Source organism: Mucilaginibacter dorajii, from assembly GCF_024808255.1.
In the GTDB taxonomy this organism is placed as follows: domain Bacteria; phylum Bacteroidota; class Bacteroidia; order Sphingobacteriales; family Sphingobacteriaceae; genus Mucilaginibacter; species Mucilaginibacter dorajii.
The window spans coordinates 1-18493 of sequence record NZ_JANTYS010000007.1 but is presented as its reverse complement, the minus strand read 5'-3'; the positions used below and the strand labels follow the sequence as shown (position 1 = coordinate 18493).

The 18493-nt window shown below is 44.6% G+C and carries 18 protein-coding genes; 10 read left to right on the top strand and 8 right to left on the bottom strand.

From position 1 onward, the window contains the following. Window positions 1–86: 86 nt before the first annotated feature. From FHS10_RS10940 to FHS10_RS10925, 4 genes are all read right to left on the bottom strand, one after another. On the bottom strand, window positions 87–1601 hold the full coding sequence (locus FHS10_RS10940; protein WP_259090456.1) for a serine hydrolase: 1515 nt from the start codon (window positions 1599–1601) through the stop codon (window positions 87–89). A gap of 203 nt (window positions 1602–1804) precedes the next feature. Beyond that, window positions 1805–2890 carry a transglutaminase domain-containing protein gene (locus FHS10_RS10935; RefSeq protein WP_259090455.1) on the bottom strand — a complete coding sequence of 362 codons (1086 nt, stop codon included), beginning with the start codon at window positions 2888–2890 and terminating at the stop codon, window positions 1805–1807. Between the two features lie 39 nt (window positions 2891–2929). Next, complete coding sequence (locus FHS10_RS10930; protein ID WP_259090454.1) at window positions 2930–4159, bottom strand: M28 family metallopeptidase; 1230 nt, start codon at window positions 4157–4159, stop codon at window positions 2930–2932. A 1-nt stretch (window position 4160) separates the two neighbouring features. Next, the gene (locus FHS10_RS10925; protein WP_259090453.1) at window positions 4161–5477 is read right to left on the bottom strand and encodes a serine hydrolase domain-containing protein; all 1317 of its coding nucleotides are present in this window, start codon (window positions 5475–5477) and stop codon (window positions 4161–4163) included. Between the two features lie 12 nt (window positions 5478–5489). Here FHS10_RS10925 and FHS10_RS10920 point away from each other — a divergent pair, with 12 nt between their 5' ends. The 4 genes from FHS10_RS10920 to FHS10_RS10905 are packed head-to-tail and all read left to right on the top strand — an operon-like array spanning window position 5490 to window position 7810. After that, on the top strand, window positions 5490–5630 hold the full coding sequence (locus FHS10_RS10920; protein ID WP_259090452.1) for a hypothetical protein: 141 nt from the start codon (window positions 5490–5492) through the stop codon (window positions 5628–5630). Window positions 5631–5655: 25 nt separating this feature from the next. Beyond that, window positions 5656–6690, top strand: coding sequence for a sensor histidine kinase (locus FHS10_RS10915; RefSeq protein WP_259090451.1), 1035 nt, complete (start codon window positions 5656–5658; stop codon window positions 6688–6690). Beyond that, window positions 6690–7379 carry a LytR/AlgR family response regulator transcription factor gene (locus FHS10_RS10910; RefSeq protein ID WP_259090449.1) on the top strand — a complete coding sequence of 230 codons (690 nt, stop codon included), beginning with the start codon at window positions 6690–6692 and terminating at the stop codon, window positions 7377–7379. The genes FHS10_RS10915 and FHS10_RS10910 overlap by 1 nt, the downstream gene beginning before the upstream one ends. 29 nt (window positions 7380–7408) lie before the next feature. Further along, complete coding sequence (locus FHS10_RS10905; protein ID WP_259090447.1) at window positions 7409–7810, top strand: nuclear transport factor 2 family protein; 402 nt, start codon at window positions 7409–7411, stop codon at window positions 7808–7810. Between the two features lie 831 nt (window positions 7811–8641). Here the strand turns inward: FHS10_RS10905 and FHS10_RS10900 are convergent. The 3 genes from FHS10_RS10900 to FHS10_RS10890 form a co-directional block, all read right to left on the bottom strand. Then, on the bottom strand, window positions 8642–9127 hold the full coding sequence (locus FHS10_RS10900) for a hypothetical protein (protein WP_259090445.1): 486 nt from the start codon (window positions 9125–9127) through the stop codon (window positions 8642–8644). A gap of 90 nt (window positions 9128–9217) precedes the next feature. Then, window positions 9218–9796, bottom strand: coding sequence for a hypothetical protein (locus tag FHS10_RS10895; RefSeq protein WP_259090444.1), 579 nt, complete (start codon window positions 9794–9796; stop codon window positions 9218–9220). 439 nt (window positions 9797–10235) lie between these two features. Continuing rightward, complete coding sequence (locus FHS10_RS10890; RefSeq protein WP_259090442.1) at window positions 10236–11132, bottom strand: helix-turn-helix domain-containing protein; 897 nt, start codon at window positions 11130–11132, stop codon at window positions 10236–10238. 149 nt (window positions 11133–11281) lie between these two features. On the opposite strand from FHS10_RS10890, the gene FHS10_RS10885 reads away from it, so the two are divergent. Genes FHS10_RS10885 through FHS10_RS10865 form a run of 5 tightly spaced genes read left to right on the top strand, consistent with a single transcriptional unit; the run spans window position 11282 to window position 14900 of the window. Next, complete coding sequence (locus FHS10_RS10885; protein WP_259090440.1) at window positions 11282–12133, top strand: aldo/keto reductase; 852 nt, start codon at window positions 11282–11284, stop codon at window positions 12131–12133. Between the two features lie 15 nt (window positions 12134–12148). Beyond that, the gene (locus FHS10_RS10880; protein ID WP_259090439.1) at window positions 12149–12607 is read left to right on the top strand and encodes a cupin domain-containing protein; all 459 of its coding nucleotides are present in this window, start codon (window positions 12149–12151) and stop codon (window positions 12605–12607) included. A 27-nt stretch (window positions 12608–12634) separates the two neighbouring features. Then, window positions 12635–13147 carry a nuclear transport factor 2 family protein gene (locus FHS10_RS10875; RefSeq protein WP_259090438.1) on the top strand — a complete coding sequence of 171 codons (513 nt, stop codon included), beginning with the start codon at window positions 12635–12637 and terminating at the stop codon, window positions 13145–13147. 16 nt (window positions 13148–13163) lie between these two features. Next, window positions 13164–14291 carry an aldo/keto reductase gene (locus FHS10_RS10870; RefSeq protein WP_259090436.1) on the top strand — a complete coding sequence of 376 codons (1128 nt, stop codon included), beginning with the start codon at window positions 13164–13166 and terminating at the stop codon, window positions 14289–14291. Window positions 14292–14300: 9 nt separating this feature from the next. Then, window positions 14301–14900, top strand: coding sequence for a flavodoxin family protein (locus FHS10_RS10865; protein WP_259090435.1), 600 nt, complete (start codon window positions 14301–14303; stop codon window positions 14898–14900). Between the two features lie 454 nt (window positions 14901–15354). Here the strand turns inward: FHS10_RS10865 and ychF are convergent, their stop codons facing one another. After that, entirely contained in the window at window positions 15355–16458 is a 1104-nt protein-coding gene (gene ychF / locus FHS10_RS10860) for a redox-regulated ATPase YchF (protein WP_259090434.1), read from the bottom strand. A 219-nt stretch (window positions 16459–16677) separates the two neighbouring features. Here ychF and mgtE point away from each other — a divergent pair, with 219 nt between their 5' ends. Then, window positions 16678–18048 (top strand): magnesium transporter, encoded by a 1371-nt coding sequence (mgtE, locus tag FHS10_RS10855; RefSeq protein ID WP_259090431.1) that lies wholly within the window; start codon window positions 16678–16680, stop codon window positions 18046–18048. Window positions 18049–18493 lie beyond the last annotated feature (445 nt).

The following is an 18493-nucleotide window of genomic DNA, read 5'->3' as shown; positions in this document are numbered from 1 at the left end:
AGCCATTTTTAATAATTAGTTATATTTAGCTAAAAGCTATATCATTTGATTTATGATACGGCCTCTTGCAAAATATGACCCCGGTGTCATTTAGTGCGCTCAAAAACAATATCACTCACCATTTCTTCAAGCGGCATCGTAATATCTGCGATTTTACCGTCATTGTCGGTATTGAATTTTAATTTCCCGCCGGGTGACGCATCAAAAACATCAAAATTGAAATGCTTCAGGCTTAGGTCAACCCTATTAAACCGTGCTTGCAGCTGGTCCCCCTTCAGGTATATTTCAATGGTGCGGTATCCTGCGTTATAATATTTCCCGGTATAAGCGTTTACCGGATGCGAAAGCGGCGAAGGTTTGACTGGCGTTCCGTCCCCGCCGGTATTGGGTTTATGCATACTGGCAAAATACGCTTTATAGCCCGGGAACCAGGCCGACCACTCGCCATTGCTGCCCGGAAGATCTTTGCGCCCTTCGTTCAAGAGCTTATCCGAAAGATAGTCGCGTATCAGGCTGGTGAGGTAGTCGCCAAACTCGTTCGATAAAACAACGATGCCGATCTTGTGCGGGCTGCTGTAGCCGTTTGCAGATGGATAAAAACACACGGTTGAATTGGAAAACCGCCCGGTACCGCTGTGTTCCACCCGGAAATGACCGCCGCGGAATGCGGACAAATACCAGCCCAGCCCATAATTATAATTGTCGATCGGCGTCTGCGGGCGTATCGCTTCTTTTACGTACCAATCGGGTATCACCTGTTTACCGTTATATTTCCCGCCGTTTAGCCAGGCGATCAGCCATTTGCTCATGTCCGCAACGGAGGAGCATATCCCGCCGGCAGGACAGTTCGGGTTCGGTTCATTGCCATAATCGCCCGCCATGAGCTGCCCTTTTTGTTCGTCATAATAGTAGCCCAGGGAATGATCTGGACTGGCCATCAGGCCGGTTGCCGACAGGCTGGTATTGGACATATCCAGCGGCTTCAGCAACCGTTCTGCTATATTTTGCTCATAGCTTTGCCCGGTGAGCTTTTCGGTCACGACACCCAGCACGGTATACATCAGGTTGTTGTACTGATATTTTTGGCGCAGTTCCGCAAAGGGTTGTAAATACCGGATACGATAGATCAAACTGTCCCTTGGCTGTGAATTGTCAAAAAAATCAGAAACCTGGTCGTGCCTTGGCAGTCCTGTACGATGCGCCATCAGGTCCCTTATGGTCGCGTGTTCGGTCGTATACTCATTATAGAACCTGAACCAGGAGACGTAATCGCGCACCGGTTGGTCCAACCCAAGTTTTCCTTCATTTACCAGGATACCGCAAAGGGCATCTGTAAAAGCTTTCGTGCAGGAGTTGATGGGAAATACGGTATTGGGTGTTACCGGCAGCTTTTTTTTCTCATCGCGGTAACCAAAGCCTTTGGCATAGATCACTTTATCGTTTTCTACGACAGCCACGGCAAAACCGGCTATATGGAATTGTTTCAATACGCTATCAGCATATATATCCATGCCGGCGAAACGCAGGTCGTTGGGGTGTGTCTGGCCAAAAACGATTAAGGTATTCAGGCTGACCAGGAGGAGGAGGATTAATTTTTTCATTATTCTGTTCTCAAACTTTTTATAGGATTAACAATTAGTCTTAAAATCAATTATTATAATGCTTATAGTCTTCCATTTTCATTTTAATCAGGAAAGTTTTCAGCGCTGTTGCATAACCGTAATACCATTGGCGTGAGCAACGGGATAATGGTCTTTTCCTGTTTCCGGTATTTGAGTTAAAGTTAAAAATAATACCACTGGTGTTACCGCCAGTGATCGATCTTAAACCGCATTACCCTGTAGCGGTCAAATAGAATGTCCAGGTATTCCAGGGTGTAATCCCTGACCACATAGACGAATTCGTAAACGAGACCTGTGCGCTTAAACGGCACATATTGCTGTCTTTTAACGGCCAGTGAATCGACTATCCATCTTGCCAGCTCATGACGTTTATGATCTTCATAGTACCCGGTATCCGGGTTGGTAAAAATATTCGTATTGATCTGCAGCTTATTGATGCGGCCCATATATTTCAATTTGAAGCGTATGGTGTCTCCCTTTTTGGCTTTGATCATTCCCGAGGATGGGGCTAACAAAGTGATCCTGGATAATTCCCCTGGATCATAATAGGGGTTTGCAGAAAATTTCTCTATGCTATACTTCGGCAGCAGGGTCCACTTAGGATCTTCGGGAAAATGGTCTTTCGCAAACTCCTCAGGAGGTGTCAGCCAGTAAAAATCATTATATAATTTCTCAAAACTATTTAATCGGTCATTATCATCTTTTGAACAACTCCCTGCCGCCCAGGTCGGGTCGAGCAGATAATATTTACCATCGAGCTGCACTGCGTTCCAGACATGGTCCAGTTCGCCGGGCGTACCAACCTGGTAATATGCTGTCCGGGTATATCCGGGTATAACTTCCGCATGGATGCCTGCAATCCCGCACATTCGTTTGAACAGCATGGCATAACCCTGGCATACTACCTTCTTTCGGTCTAAAGCCCGGTTGATGTATTGGTTCTCCCAAACCTTTTCTTTGATAACGCAGGTAAGGGTATCATCAGAAGGGCAGCGAAACGTTAGCTCGTTATAGCCCCTGGTTACCTGCCTGTTATAAGCTTTGTAATCATAGGCGATGCTGTTGGTGATCCACACGAAGATGGCCCGGGCTTTTTGAACCTGGCCGCTACACGGTGCGGTTAATTCCCTGGTCAGATAGTAAATCTTGCCATGATACTGAACACGCATCGATAAGGTATCCGCATGTGTATAATGAAAATCCCATTCCTGCGCGCAAACCCCTGAGGAAACCAACAGGAAAATTGCGAGGGTTAAAATTCTATACATCTGATAAATATACATGCCAAAAACAAAATATCATTGTCATCAATGGTCCGCTATTTGCCGGATCAGCTGATTTAACAGCCTGCTTACTTTTTGCAGATGCGGAAAATCGATCAGGTCAATTTTATCCTGGGGCGTATGGTGCTCGTCAAAACCGCCGGAGCTTAATAAAAGCGAGGGTACCTGTTTTTTCATAAAACTATAGCTGTCCGTATTGCTGAGTTCGTCGCGCAGGCTGTCCGTAGGACTGAACTTCAGATCCGGATGAGCAAACGTTTTACTCAAAGTAAAGAAGCTGTTTTTGAATTGTTGGTCCCCGACGGCCCAAACACCAGGAAAGGAACGGTGCCTGCTGCCGACCTGTTCGAGGTTAATGTTCATGAGCATGTTTTTGACGGTTATGGGCGGGTGATCCATCAAATAACGGGAGCCTAATAAATTCAGCTCCTCGCCGCAGTAAAAGACGAACAGGAGCGGCCTTTTGGCGGGATGATGAGCCAGTGTCTTTGCTGCAGCTAATAATGCCACGCAGCCGCTGCCGTCGTCATTAGCGCCGTTATAGATGTGACCGCCAAGCCTGCCGATATGATCCAGGTGCGCGCCGGCGATGATGGTTTGACCCTTGAGGTTTTTATCGCTGCCAGGCAGTGTTGCGATGATATTATAGCCGTTCACCCGGTCTTGTTTAAACCTGATATCGGCTATAGTTTTTGGGTCTTTATTTAGCTTTTCAGCTAAGTTCGGGCTGAGCAGGATGATGGTAAGTGATGCTTGGCTTGGTACGTAATCTGCTGCGTAGTGTATGTAGCCAAAGCGGTATTGTCGGATCACGGTCGTTTCCCAATCCTTTGCCTGCTGTTCATTGGGCAGCAGGATCACTCCAGCTACTTTTAGCTTGATTAAAGCAGCTGTGTTAGCGGAATCGGGCCTGTCTTTTAAAACAACCCAATCGCCAGGTTTGGGAGCTGCATGTTGCAGGATGATAAAATTACCGCCTTGATGCGGGTAAATTTTTTGGTTAATGCTAATCGTACTGCCGTCATAATTATCCCATAGCAGAGGCACTGCCTGGAACGTCGTTTTTAGTCCGGCTGCTTTTAATTGCCCGGCGACATAGCGCGCTGCTTTCAGGTAACCAGGCGATCCGGTAAAGCGTCCTTCGGTGGCGTCCGAGGCGATGCCGTACATGTCCCGTTTCAATTGTTTGATCGTTTGTGCCTGCGCTGTAAACAGGCAGCAGGAGCATAAGGCAATGATGATATATCTTTTCATGTTATTGGCGGTTAACCTTTAGCACTTGTTTGCCACTTTCGATGACGACCAGGGAATTGGTATCAGGAAACTGCAGCTGCACGTCGTAGCCGTCCATAAAGAATTTGTTGGCTGATTCGGGGAATACGACTACGGTTGGCACACCATCCCCGGATATTTTTAAGGCATTGCCGGCTGCTTCTACTTTTACCAATTTGCCGTTGCTTTGGGCATAGGTGCCGGTATAGCTTTGAATCAGCTGGCCGGCTATAGCGATCCTTTCGTGGCTGGTTGCAGATTTGTTCATGGTTTCCAGGATCAGCGCACCCTCCGGCAAGGCGCGTTTAATGATGCGGTCGCAGATGAATGCGCCGTTATCGCCATTGGTCATGATCACAACGCCGCTTTTTGATCCCGGCAGGAAAACGGCCATGGTTCGTACGCCGATATCCGAGCCGCCATGTTGCAAGGCATAGGCACCGTCAGGCAGCCCATCTACAAGGCCCCAGCCCAGGCCGGAGGCATTGCCGGGTTTGGTCCTTCTTTGCGGTTTGATCATTTCTGCATAAACAGGACCGCCTTCGTTAGCCAGTTGTATCGCATAGATTCCCAATCTGGAATAATCCGCTATGGTGGTGATCAGGTCATCGGCTGCGTTCACCGGGGTTTGGATCGAAGTGGTATAGCGTCTGCCTTGGCCGTCATGCCACATGGCGAAACGGGTCGTGTCCAGGTTTTCGCTCCAGTATTGCGTGTTATTCATACCCAGCGGCTTAAACAGGTAAGTATCCATTAATACAGCAAGGGATTGGTGTAACCTGGCTTCCAGCGCCCGGCGCAAATACTCAAAACCCTCACCGGAATAACCGGAGGCGGTGCCCGGCTCAAACTTAAATTTGAGTTTGGTACCGCCATTGTCTGAGCGCCAGTTGGGGAAACCTGTCTGGTGGCTCAGCACAAAACGGGTGGTCAGTTTCATTAAGTACGGATCGTTTGCAATATCGGGGTCTATCCAGTAATGCGCCAGCGGCTCATCGAGGTTCCATTTGCCCATTTGTACCAGTTTTAAGGTCAGCATGGCGGCAACGGGCTTAGTTTGGGAGGCGATATTGAATAAGGTGTTATTAGGGGCGGGATGTCCGGCTTGCAATTCACCGAAGTTTTTGACCCATTTGATCTTTCCATTTTCTATGACACCCACGCCAACGCAAGGCACATGGTATTCGGCCATCCAGGCCGGGATGTCTTTGAACAAGTTGGCCTGAACGGTATCAGTTTGTGCAAAAGCCGAACTGGTCAGCAGGAATAAGGCGATGACGGATGTGATGAATGTTTTCATGATTTTAAGATTATGAACCAAAAGTATTTCACCAAAAACACCTCAAAAAATATAAGTGCTGAACACACGCCACCCGATGATGAACGTATTTGCAGCGATGATGAAACGTTCATCATCAAAATGGATATGTTTATCACCAAAATTTGGCAGTAAGGCCGGACCATCGTTTATTTGAATAATGAAAACTTTCGACTGGACACGTTTATTTACCTGGCCCTATAAGGTTTACACCCAGCTGGTGTTTTGGGTGATCGTTTTCTTCCTGTACATTTTGCTGAAGGAATATCCCCAGCGCATGACCGGGATCACCCTGGTTTGTATGATCTTACAGGAAATGCTGGAACTGGCTATCCCCTGTTACGCCCAAAATCTTTTAGTATTGCCGTTTTTAAAACGTCGTAAATGGTTGGCCGGCATTGGGCTCTACCTGGTGCAACTCATTATTTTGATCAATTTTTTACCTTACCTGCTAAATTGGATCGGACAGCTCTTTGCGGCCTTGTTCCATATTACTGATGTGGTTACTAACTGGCAGGATCAGCACTTTGCTTTCAGCATGGTGGCCTTTACGGTGATGGCTTCATTGGCTAAAGTAGGGGTAGATCGTTTGATCCGCGATAAAGAGCAAAAGGAAAACGAGTTACGGCATCTGAAAGCGCAGCTCAATCCGCATTTTTTGTTTAATACACTGAATAACCTGTATGGGCTTTCGGTGGCCGAATCGAAAAAGCTGCCGGGCCTGATGCTGAGATTGTCCGAGCTATTGCGGTACTCCCTGTATGATACTAACCAAAATTATGTGGCGGTTCAGAAAGAACTGGATTATATCAGCAACTATGTGGAACTGGAAAGGATCAGGCTAAGTGATAAAACTGATATTAAATTAGATATTTCCGGTGACTATGCGGATCAGTATGTCGCACCGTTGCTGCTGATCATTTTTGTGGAGAACAGCTTTAAGCATTTTTCAGCGGTTAAGGGGCATCCGGTATTTGTGCATATTCAGCTGGATGTTAAAGACAGTCATTTGCACCTTCGGGTAAAAAATTCGGTAGACCCGGAATATGTGCCCGTTCAAAACAAATCCAAAGGTGGCTTGGGTTTGAATAACGTTAAGCAACGCCTGGATTTGATCTATCCGCAGCAGTACAAGCTAACCACAGCAAAACAAAATGAATATTTCGAAGTGAACCTGGAAATAGACCTAAGCTAATGAACATCAATTGCATTATTGTCGACGACGAACCCATCGCCAGGGACATCCTGAAAAACTACATCGGGCAAGTGCCTTATTTGAGGCTGGTAGGCAGTTGCGAAGATGCTTTTGAGGCCATGCAGGTACTCAAAGCAAAGGATATTGATCTCATCATCCTGGACATCAATATGCCGCGGCTGACGGGTTTTGAAATGCTGCGTTCGCTCAAAAAATACCCGGCGGTGATCATTACTTCGGCCTACCCGGAATATGCGCTGGAAGGGTTCGAACTGTCGGTAACCGATTACCTGCTCAAACCGTTTTCCTTTCCCCGGTTTGTGCAGGCTACCGAAAAGGTGGTTAACAGATCCGCAGATGCGCCGGCGGCGGTGAAGGAGGAAGATTTGTTTTTGATGGTCAAATCCGACAAAAAGCTGGCCAAGGTTTTTTTTGACGAGATCAGTTATATCGAAGCCTATGGCAACTATATTTTTATTTATACCGACCAGGAACGCGTGATGTCCAAGCAGACGCTGACCCAGTTCGAAGAGCAGCTGCCGGTGACGAAGTTTGCGCGCATCCATAAATCCTATATCGCCTCGTTGAAAGCCATTAAATACCTCGAAGGTAACGAAGTCTCCATCGCCGGCAAAAAGCTGCCCGTTGGGAAAGTTTACCGGGAAAACTTGATGGGGAAACTGAAGTAAAAAAATTCATCCTTTAAAACCAATAGACCATGTCTGAACAACACCCGAACTTAGTATTGATACAATCCTTTTTTACCGCTTACACCGGAAATGACCTGGAAGCGATGCGGCAGATCTTATCCCCGGATATTCAGTGGGTTATCCCCGGCAGGAACCCGACAAGCGGTGTCAAGACCGGCATTGACGAGGTACTCGCCTATTTTAAACAGCTGCAGGCCTTTTCTTTTAAAGCCAGGCCCATGGTGATGGGCGTGAACGACGACTACGTGATCGATTGTCACCTAAACTGGAGCAACCTTGCGGACGGGGAAAATATCGAAAGGATGTCCTGCCTACTGTGGCAATTTAAAGACGGAATGATCAGCAAAGTTTACAACTTTCCAGAAGACCAGTATTTGATCGATGCCTTTTTTAACCGAGAACTGGCCTGAGAAAGCCTGCCAGCAACGGCTACTACCGGTAGCTGTCAGAGGATACCCACCTGCTCCCAAAACCGCCTGGCCGACTGCCTTAGTGTAACGGGTTCCAGCTACAAACAGGTTCATGCTGTTGCGGCGGGTAATTCGAATAGACAAGACGTTTTATCTTAAAATAGGTTTCCTTACGGGCTACCTTAAATGAAGCTTAGTCGGAATTACAAACTCGCGGAATTCGTTATGTTGATAAGCTAATAAACCCTATTTAAAAAATCGTAGACAAATAACATGGTGGTTTAAATAATTGAAAAACTCTCGCCTAAATTTCCAATCCTTCGCAAATTTTCGATGAATTGGTTCGAAAAAAGTCCAGCCTGGGGACGAATTTAATAACCTCCCGAGGCTGGGCACGAACCTAATCGTACTTGAATTTTCTAAGTTCCAATTGTAGATAGAACTTTTAATTCATCTATTATAGAGTTCGAAAAGTGTACGGTCGAGAGCACTTTTTAGGATTTAGAATCAAGATTTAAGACTTCTTTTTAGTCCGGTTAATACCTCCCAAAACTGTTGTGTTGCGCAACAAGTGAAACACTCGAAAAGTGCATCTTTTTAATAATCAGCAAATTAAGAATTGTCATATTTTGCAAAGCGCAACAAAACCGCAACAGCCAGGGGATCAAGAGGCGGATATCTTCGATTTCCTATCATTAAATAGCAGGCTGACATACAGTAGTCGGAGACTTTGTACAGCGGGGTGCCACCTTATAATCGGAAACTGCCTGCATGCCCGGATCCGGCGAAATGAAGTGTGCTTTGCGACGTATATTTCAAAACAGTTATCAGCTAACCCTGCGGTGAGGATACAGTATCAAAAGAAATCCCACCCCGGGTTTCCAATTCAAGCTTTTGAGTACCTAAAAAGATTGGTTGTTGCCTTACATATTGCTTAAAACCAACCGACGTAAAAGTCATCTCTCCGTTAATCATCACAATATCCCAATCATATTCAAATTCTTTACCTATGTATTCTTCATTTTTGGGTGTTTGGGGATTTGCCCTTTCAATATACTCTATGATAGGTTGTTTATGTTCCAACTCGAATTCTACATCATACACATTTTCAAATATCAACGTACAGGGAGCAATCCAAAATTTATAGTATTTGCTTCCCTTTTTAGGGTATACCCATTCAAACAGATAATCGATATCCATTAACAACTCAAAGTTATCGTTAAAAGAAAACGAGTGTATATGACAATCATGCCAACTCATTTGGTCAAAGTCGGCTTCTGTAAATATATTTTTCTCAAGTTGGTAAATTGATGCCACGTGATTTAATTGTTTTGGCCAAGATAGAGTATTAAAAATAAAGTGGTTACATTTAGTTTTTATAGGACGATCCGAACTTGAAATCTGAGTTTACTTATCCCTATCCTTAATTAAACCATCGCAAAACTCGCGCAGTTTAATGTCCCTGGTTTCATCCGCAGCTATTTGTTGTGCCAATAGCATGTATTTTGCTTCGTTAAAACGTAAAAGGCCTAAAATGCATTCCACATAGGTTAAGAAAAAATCCCCACGTTCTTCCAATTTTTTTAGCTGGATCTGTTCTGACTTTTCCGATCCATAGTATTTGAGCAAACCCGCTGCCATCCAGGCCAGTTCACCAGTTTGATCAATAATCCAGGATTCAAGCTTCGCAACCAAGTTTTTCGGCACAACAAATTCATCTTTTTCCGAAGCTTCTGCTAATAAATTACCGGCGGCATACAAAAAATCGCATAGCCAAATGTCACCCTTATTACCTCGGCTAATTTGAAACAGCAAAGGATCAACAAACCAGGTATTTTTCAGGTTGCTCAGCAACGATGTAAAACGGTTGACGTCGGCTATTGTATCAGGTTGGGTGATCAGGTTTGCCAGCTCATTCTGAAATGCATCCACATTATCAACCAAGACATCGTACAGAATGGTAAGCTTATCGTTTATATCAGTCATGCTTTAAATTATAGCCGTAATTATACTAAGGTTTTAGGTTAACTGGTTAATTAAATTTGTTTATTGGGTGAGGTGGAGTTATGGGTGGACATACTGTAGTCGGAGACTACAAGCTTAGTCGTCCGAAGTCGGAGGCTTCGGACAGCGGGGGAAGGATCAAGAGGCAATACTTTCTGTTTTCTAAAAAAATAAAAGGTTACCACACTGTAGTCAGAGACTACAGGCACAGTCGTCCGAAGTCGGAGGCTTCGAACGGCGGAGGACTACAGGCATAGTCGTCCGAGATTAGGACAGCGGGGCGAGTGGGATGTAGTCTAAGTTTATTATAAAGCGTCCCGGATCTCACCCCGGAACGCCGTTACCATAAGGTAATCAACTAAATCGCCAATCTCATGCTGGCGATGCCTTCCCGGTGCACCATGAAATGCTCCCTAATCTTTCAATTCAAATTTCGGTATTCGTGGGGTGTTTGCCCTACCCGTTTCTTAAATAAGCGCGCAAAGTGCTGCGGATATTTGAAGCCCAGCTCATAGGCAACCTGGTTCACGGTTTTATCGCCATCAAAGATCTTCTCTTTGGCAATGTCGATAAGTTTAAATTGGATGTATTCCTGCGCGGTTTTGCCAGTTTCCTTTTTTACAAGATCGCCAAAATAGTTTGCTGATAAGTTCAATTCATCGGCGCAATAAGCAACTGAGGGCAGTCCGATTGTCTGAGGTTTTTCAGATATAAAATAATTATTGAGCAACTTTTCAAACCGTTCAACAACACCTTGGTACACGTGGTTGCGGGTTATAAATTGTCTATCGTAAAATCGCACACAGTAATCTAAAAACAATTCAACGTTAGATACAATAAGCTTTTTGCTATGCTTATCAACAGGGCGTTCTAATTCGTAATCAATTTTAGAGAAACAATCCAAAATGATACTTTTCTCTTTATCCGATAAATGAAGAGCTTCCTTTGATTGGTATCCGAAAAAGTTATAATCCTGGATATGTTTGCCAAGGGATGTGCCGTGTATTAAGTCTGCATCAAAAGCAAGTGCGTTGCCTTTAGGCTGATAAATTTCGCCATTACTGTTGATGCCTGCAACCTGCCCCGGTGCCATAAATACCAGGGTTCCCTCCTGGTAATCATAGGTATTTCTGCCATATACCATGTCGCCGCATTTTACATCTTTTAAGAATACGATGTAAAAGCCAAAATACATACGTGAACCTTGTCGCGGAGCTGCCTTTGACAGATCAACGACGCTGATTAGCGGATGTTTGGTCTCGTTATTATTAAACGCATTGTATTCGCTAATGGTGTTGAAACGGAGCATGTTGTCCATAATTACATTGTTTTGAATCAAATTTAAGTTATTATTTATTCCGATAAGGATGACTACATCCAAATCGGTAATAATGGTATAAACATCCGTAATCTGTATCCCATTCTGACCGATAAAAGCACCGAACTTTGTGGTGTTAAATATCTTTTATGCAAACAGTAAAATTAAATAACGGTGTGGAAATGCCAATCTTAGGATTCGGCGTATTCCAGGTGACCGACCTGGCCGAATGTGAAAGAAGTGTGTTAAATGCCATTGAAACCGGTTACCGGTTAATTGATACGGCCGAATCTTATATGAATGAAGAGGCCGTTGGTAAAGCGATTAAACAAAGCGGGGTAGCGAGAGAAGATTTATTCATTACCACCAAATTATTCATCAAATCTAAGGGCTATGAAGGAGCCAAAGAATCTTTTGAAAAATCCTTAAAGAAACTTCAGCTGGACTATCTTGACCTTTACCTTATCCATCAGCCTTTTGGTGACGTATACGGCGAATGGCGTGCTATGGAAGAACTTTACAAGGAAGGTAAAGTACGGGCTATTGGTGTAAGCAATTTTCAGCCGGATAGGCTGATCGACCTGATCATCCATAATGAAATTGTTCCTGCTGTTAACCAGGTAGAAACCCACCCATTCCATCAGCAAAACGACGCTCATCAGTTTATGCTCGAAAACAACGTGCAAATAGAATCGTGGGGGCCATTTGCAGAAGGCAGAAACGATCTTTTCAAAAACGGCTTGCTACAATCTATTGGTAATAAATATAACAAGTCGATTGCACAGGTAGTGTTGCGCTGGCTCACCCAACGGGGCGTTGTTGCAATTCCTAAATCTGTTCGTAAAGAGCGCATGGCAGAAAACCTGAACAGCCTTGATTTTGAACTGACTGCCGAAGAAATGGAAAAAATCAAAACATTAGATACCAATGCCAGCAGTTTCTTTGACCACCGCGATCCCAAAATGGTAAAATGGTTGGGAGAGCGCAAACTGAATAACTAAATCACATCATTAAATATGAAAAAGATCCTGTTTTTACTATCAGTGGCCAGTATGTTAAGCATGCGCGCTGCAGCGCAAACCGCACCAATTTTCGCCAAAGGTGAATTGTCAAAGACAAATAATCATACCGGCGATGTTTGGCTTACTGAATTAAACAAGGCTGATAGCCTGATTGATTGCAACATCGCGACAGCAACTTTTGCTGCCGGTGCCAAACTGGACTGGCACATTCACCCGGCCGGTCAGATATTGATGATCACCGATGGTACCGGCTATTACCAGGAAAAAGGCAAGCCGATACAAATAGTACATAAAGGCGATATCATTAAATGTATTCCCGGCGTTCCACACTGGCATGGAGCTGCCCCTAACAGTTCATTTACCTATATCGCGGTTAGCACTAAAGGGGCGGTTAATAAAACCCAATGGCTGCAGCGCGTAACCGATGCAGAGTACAATAGTGTCAAAAACTAACCAACATATAACCTTAAAACTCAAATCATGAAAAAAGTAATTATCGGAATGTTCCTATGCATAGTTAGTATGCAGTTGTGTTACGCCCAGGCTAAATTACCAGGTGCCGCAGCAACGGGCATAACCAAAGAAGAACAGGAAATACTTGATCTTTCTAAAACAAAATGGACATGGATGGCAGACAAAAATGTAGATGCTTTAAACGGATTGTTTAACGAAAATTGCGTGTTTGTGCACATGGGCGGAAGTTGGGGCAAAACCCAGGAGTTAAATACGATTAAAGGTGGCTTTATCTGGTATAAGAAAGCTGAAGTTTATGGAGCAGCAGTAAACATTTTTGGTAATACTGCCATCCTTTTAAATGATATCGATTTGCTGGCGGTAGTTGGCGGCAACGAAGTTACCCATGCCTTTATGGTAACGGAAGTATACCTTAAAGAAAACGGCAAATGGAAAATGGGGTCACTCACTTTTTCAACACTCCTTAGGCCGGTTAAAATGAAGGGCGATAATAACCAACCGGCAACACCGCAACATTAACATCAATCAATAGGATATGAACCGTCGTGATCTTTTAAAAACAAGCCTGGCACTGGCAGGCAGCTCGTTGCTTGCTTCAAATGCCGCTGCCCAAAACCTGGTATCAGAAACGTGGGTGCCAAAATCCGCTTTGGGACGCCGAAAGCTTGGAGGTAAACTGGAGGTTTCGAGTATTGGTCTTGGTGTGCAAAACATGAGCCGTACCTATCAAACAACGGTTCCTTCCAGGCCCGAAATGATCAATATTATCAGAAAGGCATTTGATAGCGGCGTTACATTATTCGATACAGCAGAAGCCTATGGGCCTTTTGAATGCGAACGGATACTCGGGGAAGCTACGTCGTCCTTTCGGGATAAAATTGTTATTGAAACGAAGTATGGTTGGAACATCGACCCAAAAACGGGTCAGCGGCTACCTGGCCTAAACAGCCGTCCCGAACACATCAAAGAAGTAGTTGAAGGAATGCTGAAACGGCTTCGTACCGACCGAATCGATTTATTGTATCAACACCGCGTGGATCCGGCTGTGCCGATTGAAGATGTAGTTGGCGCAATTAAAGATTTGATTAGCGAGGGGAAAGTGCTGCGCTACGGGCTTTCTGAACCGGGAGCGCAAACCGTAAGGAGGGCACATGCCATTCATCCCATTACCGCTATCCAGAACGAATACTCGCTGCTATGGCGCGGGCCAGAACAGGTGATCATTCCGCTTTGCCAGGAATTAGGCATTGGGTTTGTGTGCTGGAGCCCACTTGGTGTGGGTTTTTTAACAGGCGCTATCGATGAAAATACACGCTTCGCTTCTGGCGACATCCGCGGCGGCGAATCCCGGTTTTCGCCAGAGAATCTGCCCAAGAACCTTGCGCTTATGAAATTATTACAAAGCTGGGCAGTACAGAAACAAGCAACTCCAGGTCAGCTATCACTGGCATGGCTTATGGCGCAGAAGCCGTGGATTGTGCCTATTCCAGGAACAACACAGATGGCACACTTGCTGGAAAATATTGGTGCTGCCGATGTACGCTTTACCACTGATGAGCTAACAAAATTTAATGAGGAACTATCGGCAATTCATATTGAGGGGGCAAGGTTGCCACAATTTGTGCTTTCATTTTCAGATGTTGAAGCGCCACCAAAAAAGTAAGCGTGTCAAATGAAGAGGACAATCTTTTATTATATACTTATTAGCTTGTGTACGTTGCCGGTTTTTACAAACGGACAAACCAAGTCGCCCAAAAAGATATTGATCGTATACCTGTCGCGCACCAATAACACCAGGGCGATAGCCGAAATTATACATAGTTATGTAGGTGGAAAGTTAGTAGCACTTGAGCTGCAAAAGCCATATCCTGAAAATTACCGCGAAACGGTGCAACAAGTGGTGAAAGAAAATGAAACCAACTTTTTGCCTCCTTTAAAAACAAAGATTGACAGTTTTGAGATGTACGATGTTGTATTTGTAGGCTTCCCAACCTGGGATATGAAAATGCCACCGCCAATGAAAAGCTTTTTGCATGAATATAACCTGGGTGGCAAAACAGTAATTCCCTTTAATACAAATGCCGGTTATGGTGTGGGTAGTGGTTTTGATTCTGTTAAACAATTATGCCCCCGCAGCAAAGTATTGGAGGGATTTTCAATTAAAGGCGGTATAGAAAGAGACGGAGTTTTATTTGTGATGAATGGACAAAAGGAAAAGCAAGCTCAAAATGAAATAAAGACATGGTTGCAGACCATCAAGATTCTTAAGTAATAATTTATAGAAAGAGCAGATTCGTCAATCGGTTTTTATTTGTACCCGCGTAAGGGATTGCGTGGATACCGGCCTGTGCGGTAATGCCTGCAGGCGTATGAACAAAAGCCCGGCCCTGCTTCTACCGGCAGGGGTACGCCCCAATTATTTTATTACCGGCAGGCATAAAAAATCCCCGGTTTACAGCGTAGGTCTGTAGACCGGGGATTTTTGATATGGTAGGTATTAATGAACCTTAGTTATACTCGTCGGCATGCATATTCGCTCTGTATAGCTAAGAGATTGCCGCGCTGCGCCCGTAATGACATGGTTTTTAGTTTCGTCATTGTCGCTGTGCGTATTCGCTCTGTAATGTTCGCGATTGCTTCGTGCCTCGCAATGACATGGTTTTGAGGACAATTGCCCTTTACCACCACAACAGCATGCAGCTGTCTTAACTCTTAACTCTAAAAACCTATACGTTGAACCTGAAATGCATAATATCGCCGTCTTGTACGATGTAGGTTTTGCCTTCTACGCCCAGTTTGCCGTTTTCTTTGATGGTGGCTTCAACGCCGTTGAATTTTACAAAGTCGTCGTATTTGATCACTTCGGCACGGATGAAGCCTTTCTCAAAGTCGGTATGGATAACGCCGGCAGCTTGCGGGGCGGTAAAGCCCTGGGTGATCGTCCACGCGCGTACTTCCTGTACACCGGCGGTAAAGTAGGTGGCCAGGTTTAATAAGCGGTAAGCGGCTTTAATGAGCTTGTTTACGCCAGATTCGGTTAAACCCAGGTCGTTCAAAAACATCTGGCGCTCTTCGTATGATTCCAGTTCGGCAATTTCGGCTTCAATCTGGGCAGATATGATGAGTACTTCGGCTTTTTCTTCGGCAACGGCGGCTTTAACCTGGTCTACATAAGCGTTGCCATTGGCTACAGAACCTTCGTCTACATTACAAACGTACATAACCGGTTTGGCGGTAAGCAGCCAGATATCGGCTATATATTCTTTATCCTCTTCTTCAACAGGAGCGGTACGGGCCGATTTACCCTGCAACAGGTGATTTTTATAGATGGTTAAAACATCAAATGTTTTCTTGGCCTCTTTATCGCCACCGGTTTTGGCCATTTTTTCAACCTTCTGGATCTTTTTTTCTATTGAATCTAAATCTTTCAGCTGTAGTTCGGTATCGATGATCTCTTTATCGCGGATGGGGTCGACCGAGCCATCAACGTGTATCACGTTATCGTTATCAAAGCAGCGCAATACGTGAATGATAGCGTTGGTAGCACGGATGTTGGCCAAAAACTGGTTACCCAGTCCTTCGCCTTTACTGGCGCCTTTTACAAGGCCGGCTATATCAACAATTTCTATAACGTTTGGTACAATGCTTTTTGGCTGTACTATTTCGGTAAGTTTTGTTAAACGCTCATCTGGCACTGTAATTACGCCTACGTTTGGCTCAATGGTGCAAAACGGAAAGTTAGCCGCCTGCGCCTTGGCATTTGATAAGCAATTAAAAAGTGTTGATTTACCTACGTTTGGTAAACCTACTATCCCACATTGTAAACCCATTTTTTAAGTTGATTAAGTTGATTAGGTGAGCGGTTGATTGGGTTGACTATGTTTAGATTTTGACAACCTAATCAACCATTTAACTTAATCAACCACTCACTTTAAAAAGCGCAAAGATAAGAGAAAATTTTGCCCGATTATTTGAAAAAATAAACGACTTTTGCCGTCGATAAAAAACTGAAACAGGTTAATAATAAGATGTAAAAACGAGGGCCTTTTATGGAAGAGATGGTTGAGCAAGTTGAACTGCTACTGGAACAGGAAGACAATACCAAATTACAGGAATATTTGAACAACCTCAACATATCTGATGTTGAAGAACTCATTGACGAACTTCCCGAACATGGCCCCCGGTTTATTGAAACCCTTTCGCTTAACCGCGCGGTAAACGTGTTCCGCATTCTTGACTTTCCCACCCAGGAAAGGATCATTAAAAAGCTTTCGGTACAAAAGGTTGCCGACCTGATCAATGAGCTCCCCCCCGATGACCGTACCGCCTTATTCAGTGAATTGCATGGCGACGCGGTAAAAAAACTGATATTGAGTCTATCGCCCGAGAACCGTAAAGAGGCTTTATCGCTTTTAGGTTACGAGGAAGACAGCGTTGGCCGTTTAATGACACCCGACTATATTGCCGTTAAAAAAACATGGGATGTTACGCGGGTGCTATCGCACATCCGTCGGTACGGTAAAAACTCCGAAACCATTGATGTTATCTATGTAATTGACGAAAATGGTATTTTGCTGGATGACATCCGGATCCGTGAGATCCTGTTGGTAAAACCCGAAACCAAGGTATCCGACCTGATGGACGGTCGCCTTATTGCTCTTAGTGCCAGCGATCCGCAGGAGGAGGCTATTAACGTTTTTAGGATGAATAACCGCACAGCCCTGCCCGTGGTTGATCAGGAAAATATATTATTAGGTATTGTTACCGTTGATGATATCCTTTGGATAGCCAACGAGGAATACACCGAAGATATTCAAAAGATTGGTGGTACCGAGGCTTTGGATGAGCCTTACCTGGATATTAACCTTTTTAAACTGGTAAAAAAACGCGTTGGCTGGCTCATTATTTTATTTTTAGGTGAAATGCTGACGGCTACCGCGATGGGATTTTTTGAAAAATCTATAGAAAAAGCGGTGGTGCTGGCCTTGTTTATCCCGCTGATTATATCAAGTGGTGGTAATGGCGGCTCGCAGGCTTCCACCCTAATTATACAGGCCATGGCGCTTGGCGAAGTTACCGTGGCCGATTGGTGGCGCGTAATGCGTCGTGAGCTACTATCGGGCCTGATGCTGGGTGCAACTTTAGGCATCATCGGTTTCTTCCGCATTTACGCGTGGACGCTGTTCTCGCCGCTATATGGTCCGCACTGGATGCTGGTTGGTTTAACGGTAGGCTGCGCACTGGTAGGTGTGGTTTTATGGGGATCATTGGCAGGCTCCATGTTGCCGCTCATCCTAAAAAAATTAGGCGCCGACCCCGCTACGTCATCCGCACCATTTGTGGCTACTTTGGTTGATGTTACAGGGCTGATCATTTACTTTTCAATAGCATTGCTGTTTATGAAGGGGACGCTGCTGTAGGGGAGCAGGCAGGCGACCTTAAAGCCAATGTCATGCCGAACTTATTTTGGCACCCCACGCGCTAAGATTACTTGACGCAGGTACCTGTTCTGTGGGGTACTGAAACAAGTTCAGGATGACTCCTGTTTTTATAACTGGTGGAGGCACAAAATAATCGCGAACAGTGCTTTACGTTTGTTTTGGGGAATTACGTTGTTAACGCGACAGCATTGGCCCGTTCATTTGCCATCGACTTCTTTCAGATTCTTTCTTGCGAAGGATACCCTTGTCTTAACTGATGTTTCCAACGATCAAGGCGCATTCAGGACTTATACCTTATAATTTACACCCAGGCCGGGTACAAAACAAAGAAGAGGCTGTATCATAAATCATGATCAGCCTCTTTTTTATTACTAATGTTTTATTGCTGTAAATTCAAATATCTATTTATTGTTTAATTTGTTTT

What these genes read in the sequence shown, in the direction of transcription:
- FHS10_RS10895 (WP_259090444.1), bottom strand. Translation starts at nt 9,796, where the DNA reads ATGACTGATATAAACGATAAGCTTACCATTCTGTACGATGTCTTGGTT.
- FHS10_RS10930 (WP_259090454.1), bottom strand. Translation starts at nt 4,159, where the DNA reads ATGAAAAGATATATCATCATTGCCTTATGCTCCTGCTGCCTGTTTACA.
- FHS10_RS10910 (WP_259090449.1), top strand. Translation starts at nt 6,690, where the DNA reads ATGAACATCAATTGCATTATTGTCGACGACGAACCCATCGCCAGGGAC.
- mgtE (WP_259090431.1), top strand. Translation starts at nt 16,678, where the DNA reads ATGGAAGAGATGGTTGAGCAAGTTGAACTGCTACTGGAACAGGAAGAC.
- FHS10_RS10925 (WP_259090453.1), bottom strand. Translation starts at nt 5,477, where the DNA reads ATGAAAACATTCATCACATCCGTCATCGCCTTATTCCTGCTGACCAGT.
- FHS10_RS10885 (WP_259090440.1), top strand. Translation starts at nt 11,282, where the DNA reads ATGCAAACAGTAAAATTAAATAACGGTGTGGAAATGCCAATCTTAGGA.
- FHS10_RS10865 (WP_259090435.1), top strand. Translation starts at nt 14,301, where the DNA reads ATGAAGAGGACAATCTTTTATTATATACTTATTAGCTTGTGTACGTTG.
- FHS10_RS10935 (WP_259090455.1), bottom strand. Translation starts at nt 2,890, where the DNA reads ATGTATAGAATTTTAACCCTCGCAATTTTCCTGTTGGTTTCCTCAGGG.
- FHS10_RS10890 (WP_259090442.1), bottom strand. Translation starts at nt 11,132, where the DNA reads ATGGACAACATGCTCCGTTTCAACACCATTAGCGAATACAATGCGTTT.
- FHS10_RS10880 (WP_259090439.1), top strand. Translation starts at nt 12,149, where the DNA reads ATGAAAAAGATCCTGTTTTTACTATCAGTGGCCAGTATGTTAAGCATG.
- FHS10_RS10940 (WP_259090456.1), bottom strand. Translation starts at nt 1,601, where the DNA reads ATGAAAAAATTAATCCTCCTCCTCCTGGTCAGCCTGAATACCTTAATC.
- FHS10_RS10905 (WP_259090447.1), top strand. Translation starts at nt 7,409, where the DNA reads ATGTCTGAACAACACCCGAACTTAGTATTGATACAATCCTTTTTTACC.
- FHS10_RS10920 (WP_259090452.1), top strand. Translation starts at nt 5,490, where the DNA reads ATGAACCAAAAGTATTTCACCAAAAACACCTCAAAAAATATAAGTGCT.
- FHS10_RS10915 (WP_259090451.1), top strand. Translation starts at nt 5,656, where the DNA reads ATGAAAACTTTCGACTGGACACGTTTATTTACCTGGCCCTATAAGGTT.
- FHS10_RS10875 (WP_259090438.1), top strand. Translation starts at nt 12,635, where the DNA reads ATGAAAAAAGTAATTATCGGAATGTTCCTATGCATAGTTAGTATGCAG.
- FHS10_RS10870 (WP_259090436.1), top strand. Translation starts at nt 13,164, where the DNA reads ATGAACCGTCGTGATCTTTTAAAAACAAGCCTGGCACTGGCAGGCAGC.
- ychF (WP_259090434.1), bottom strand. Translation starts at nt 16,458, where the DNA reads ATGGGTTTACAATGTGGGATAGTAGGTTTACCAAACGTAGGTAAATCA.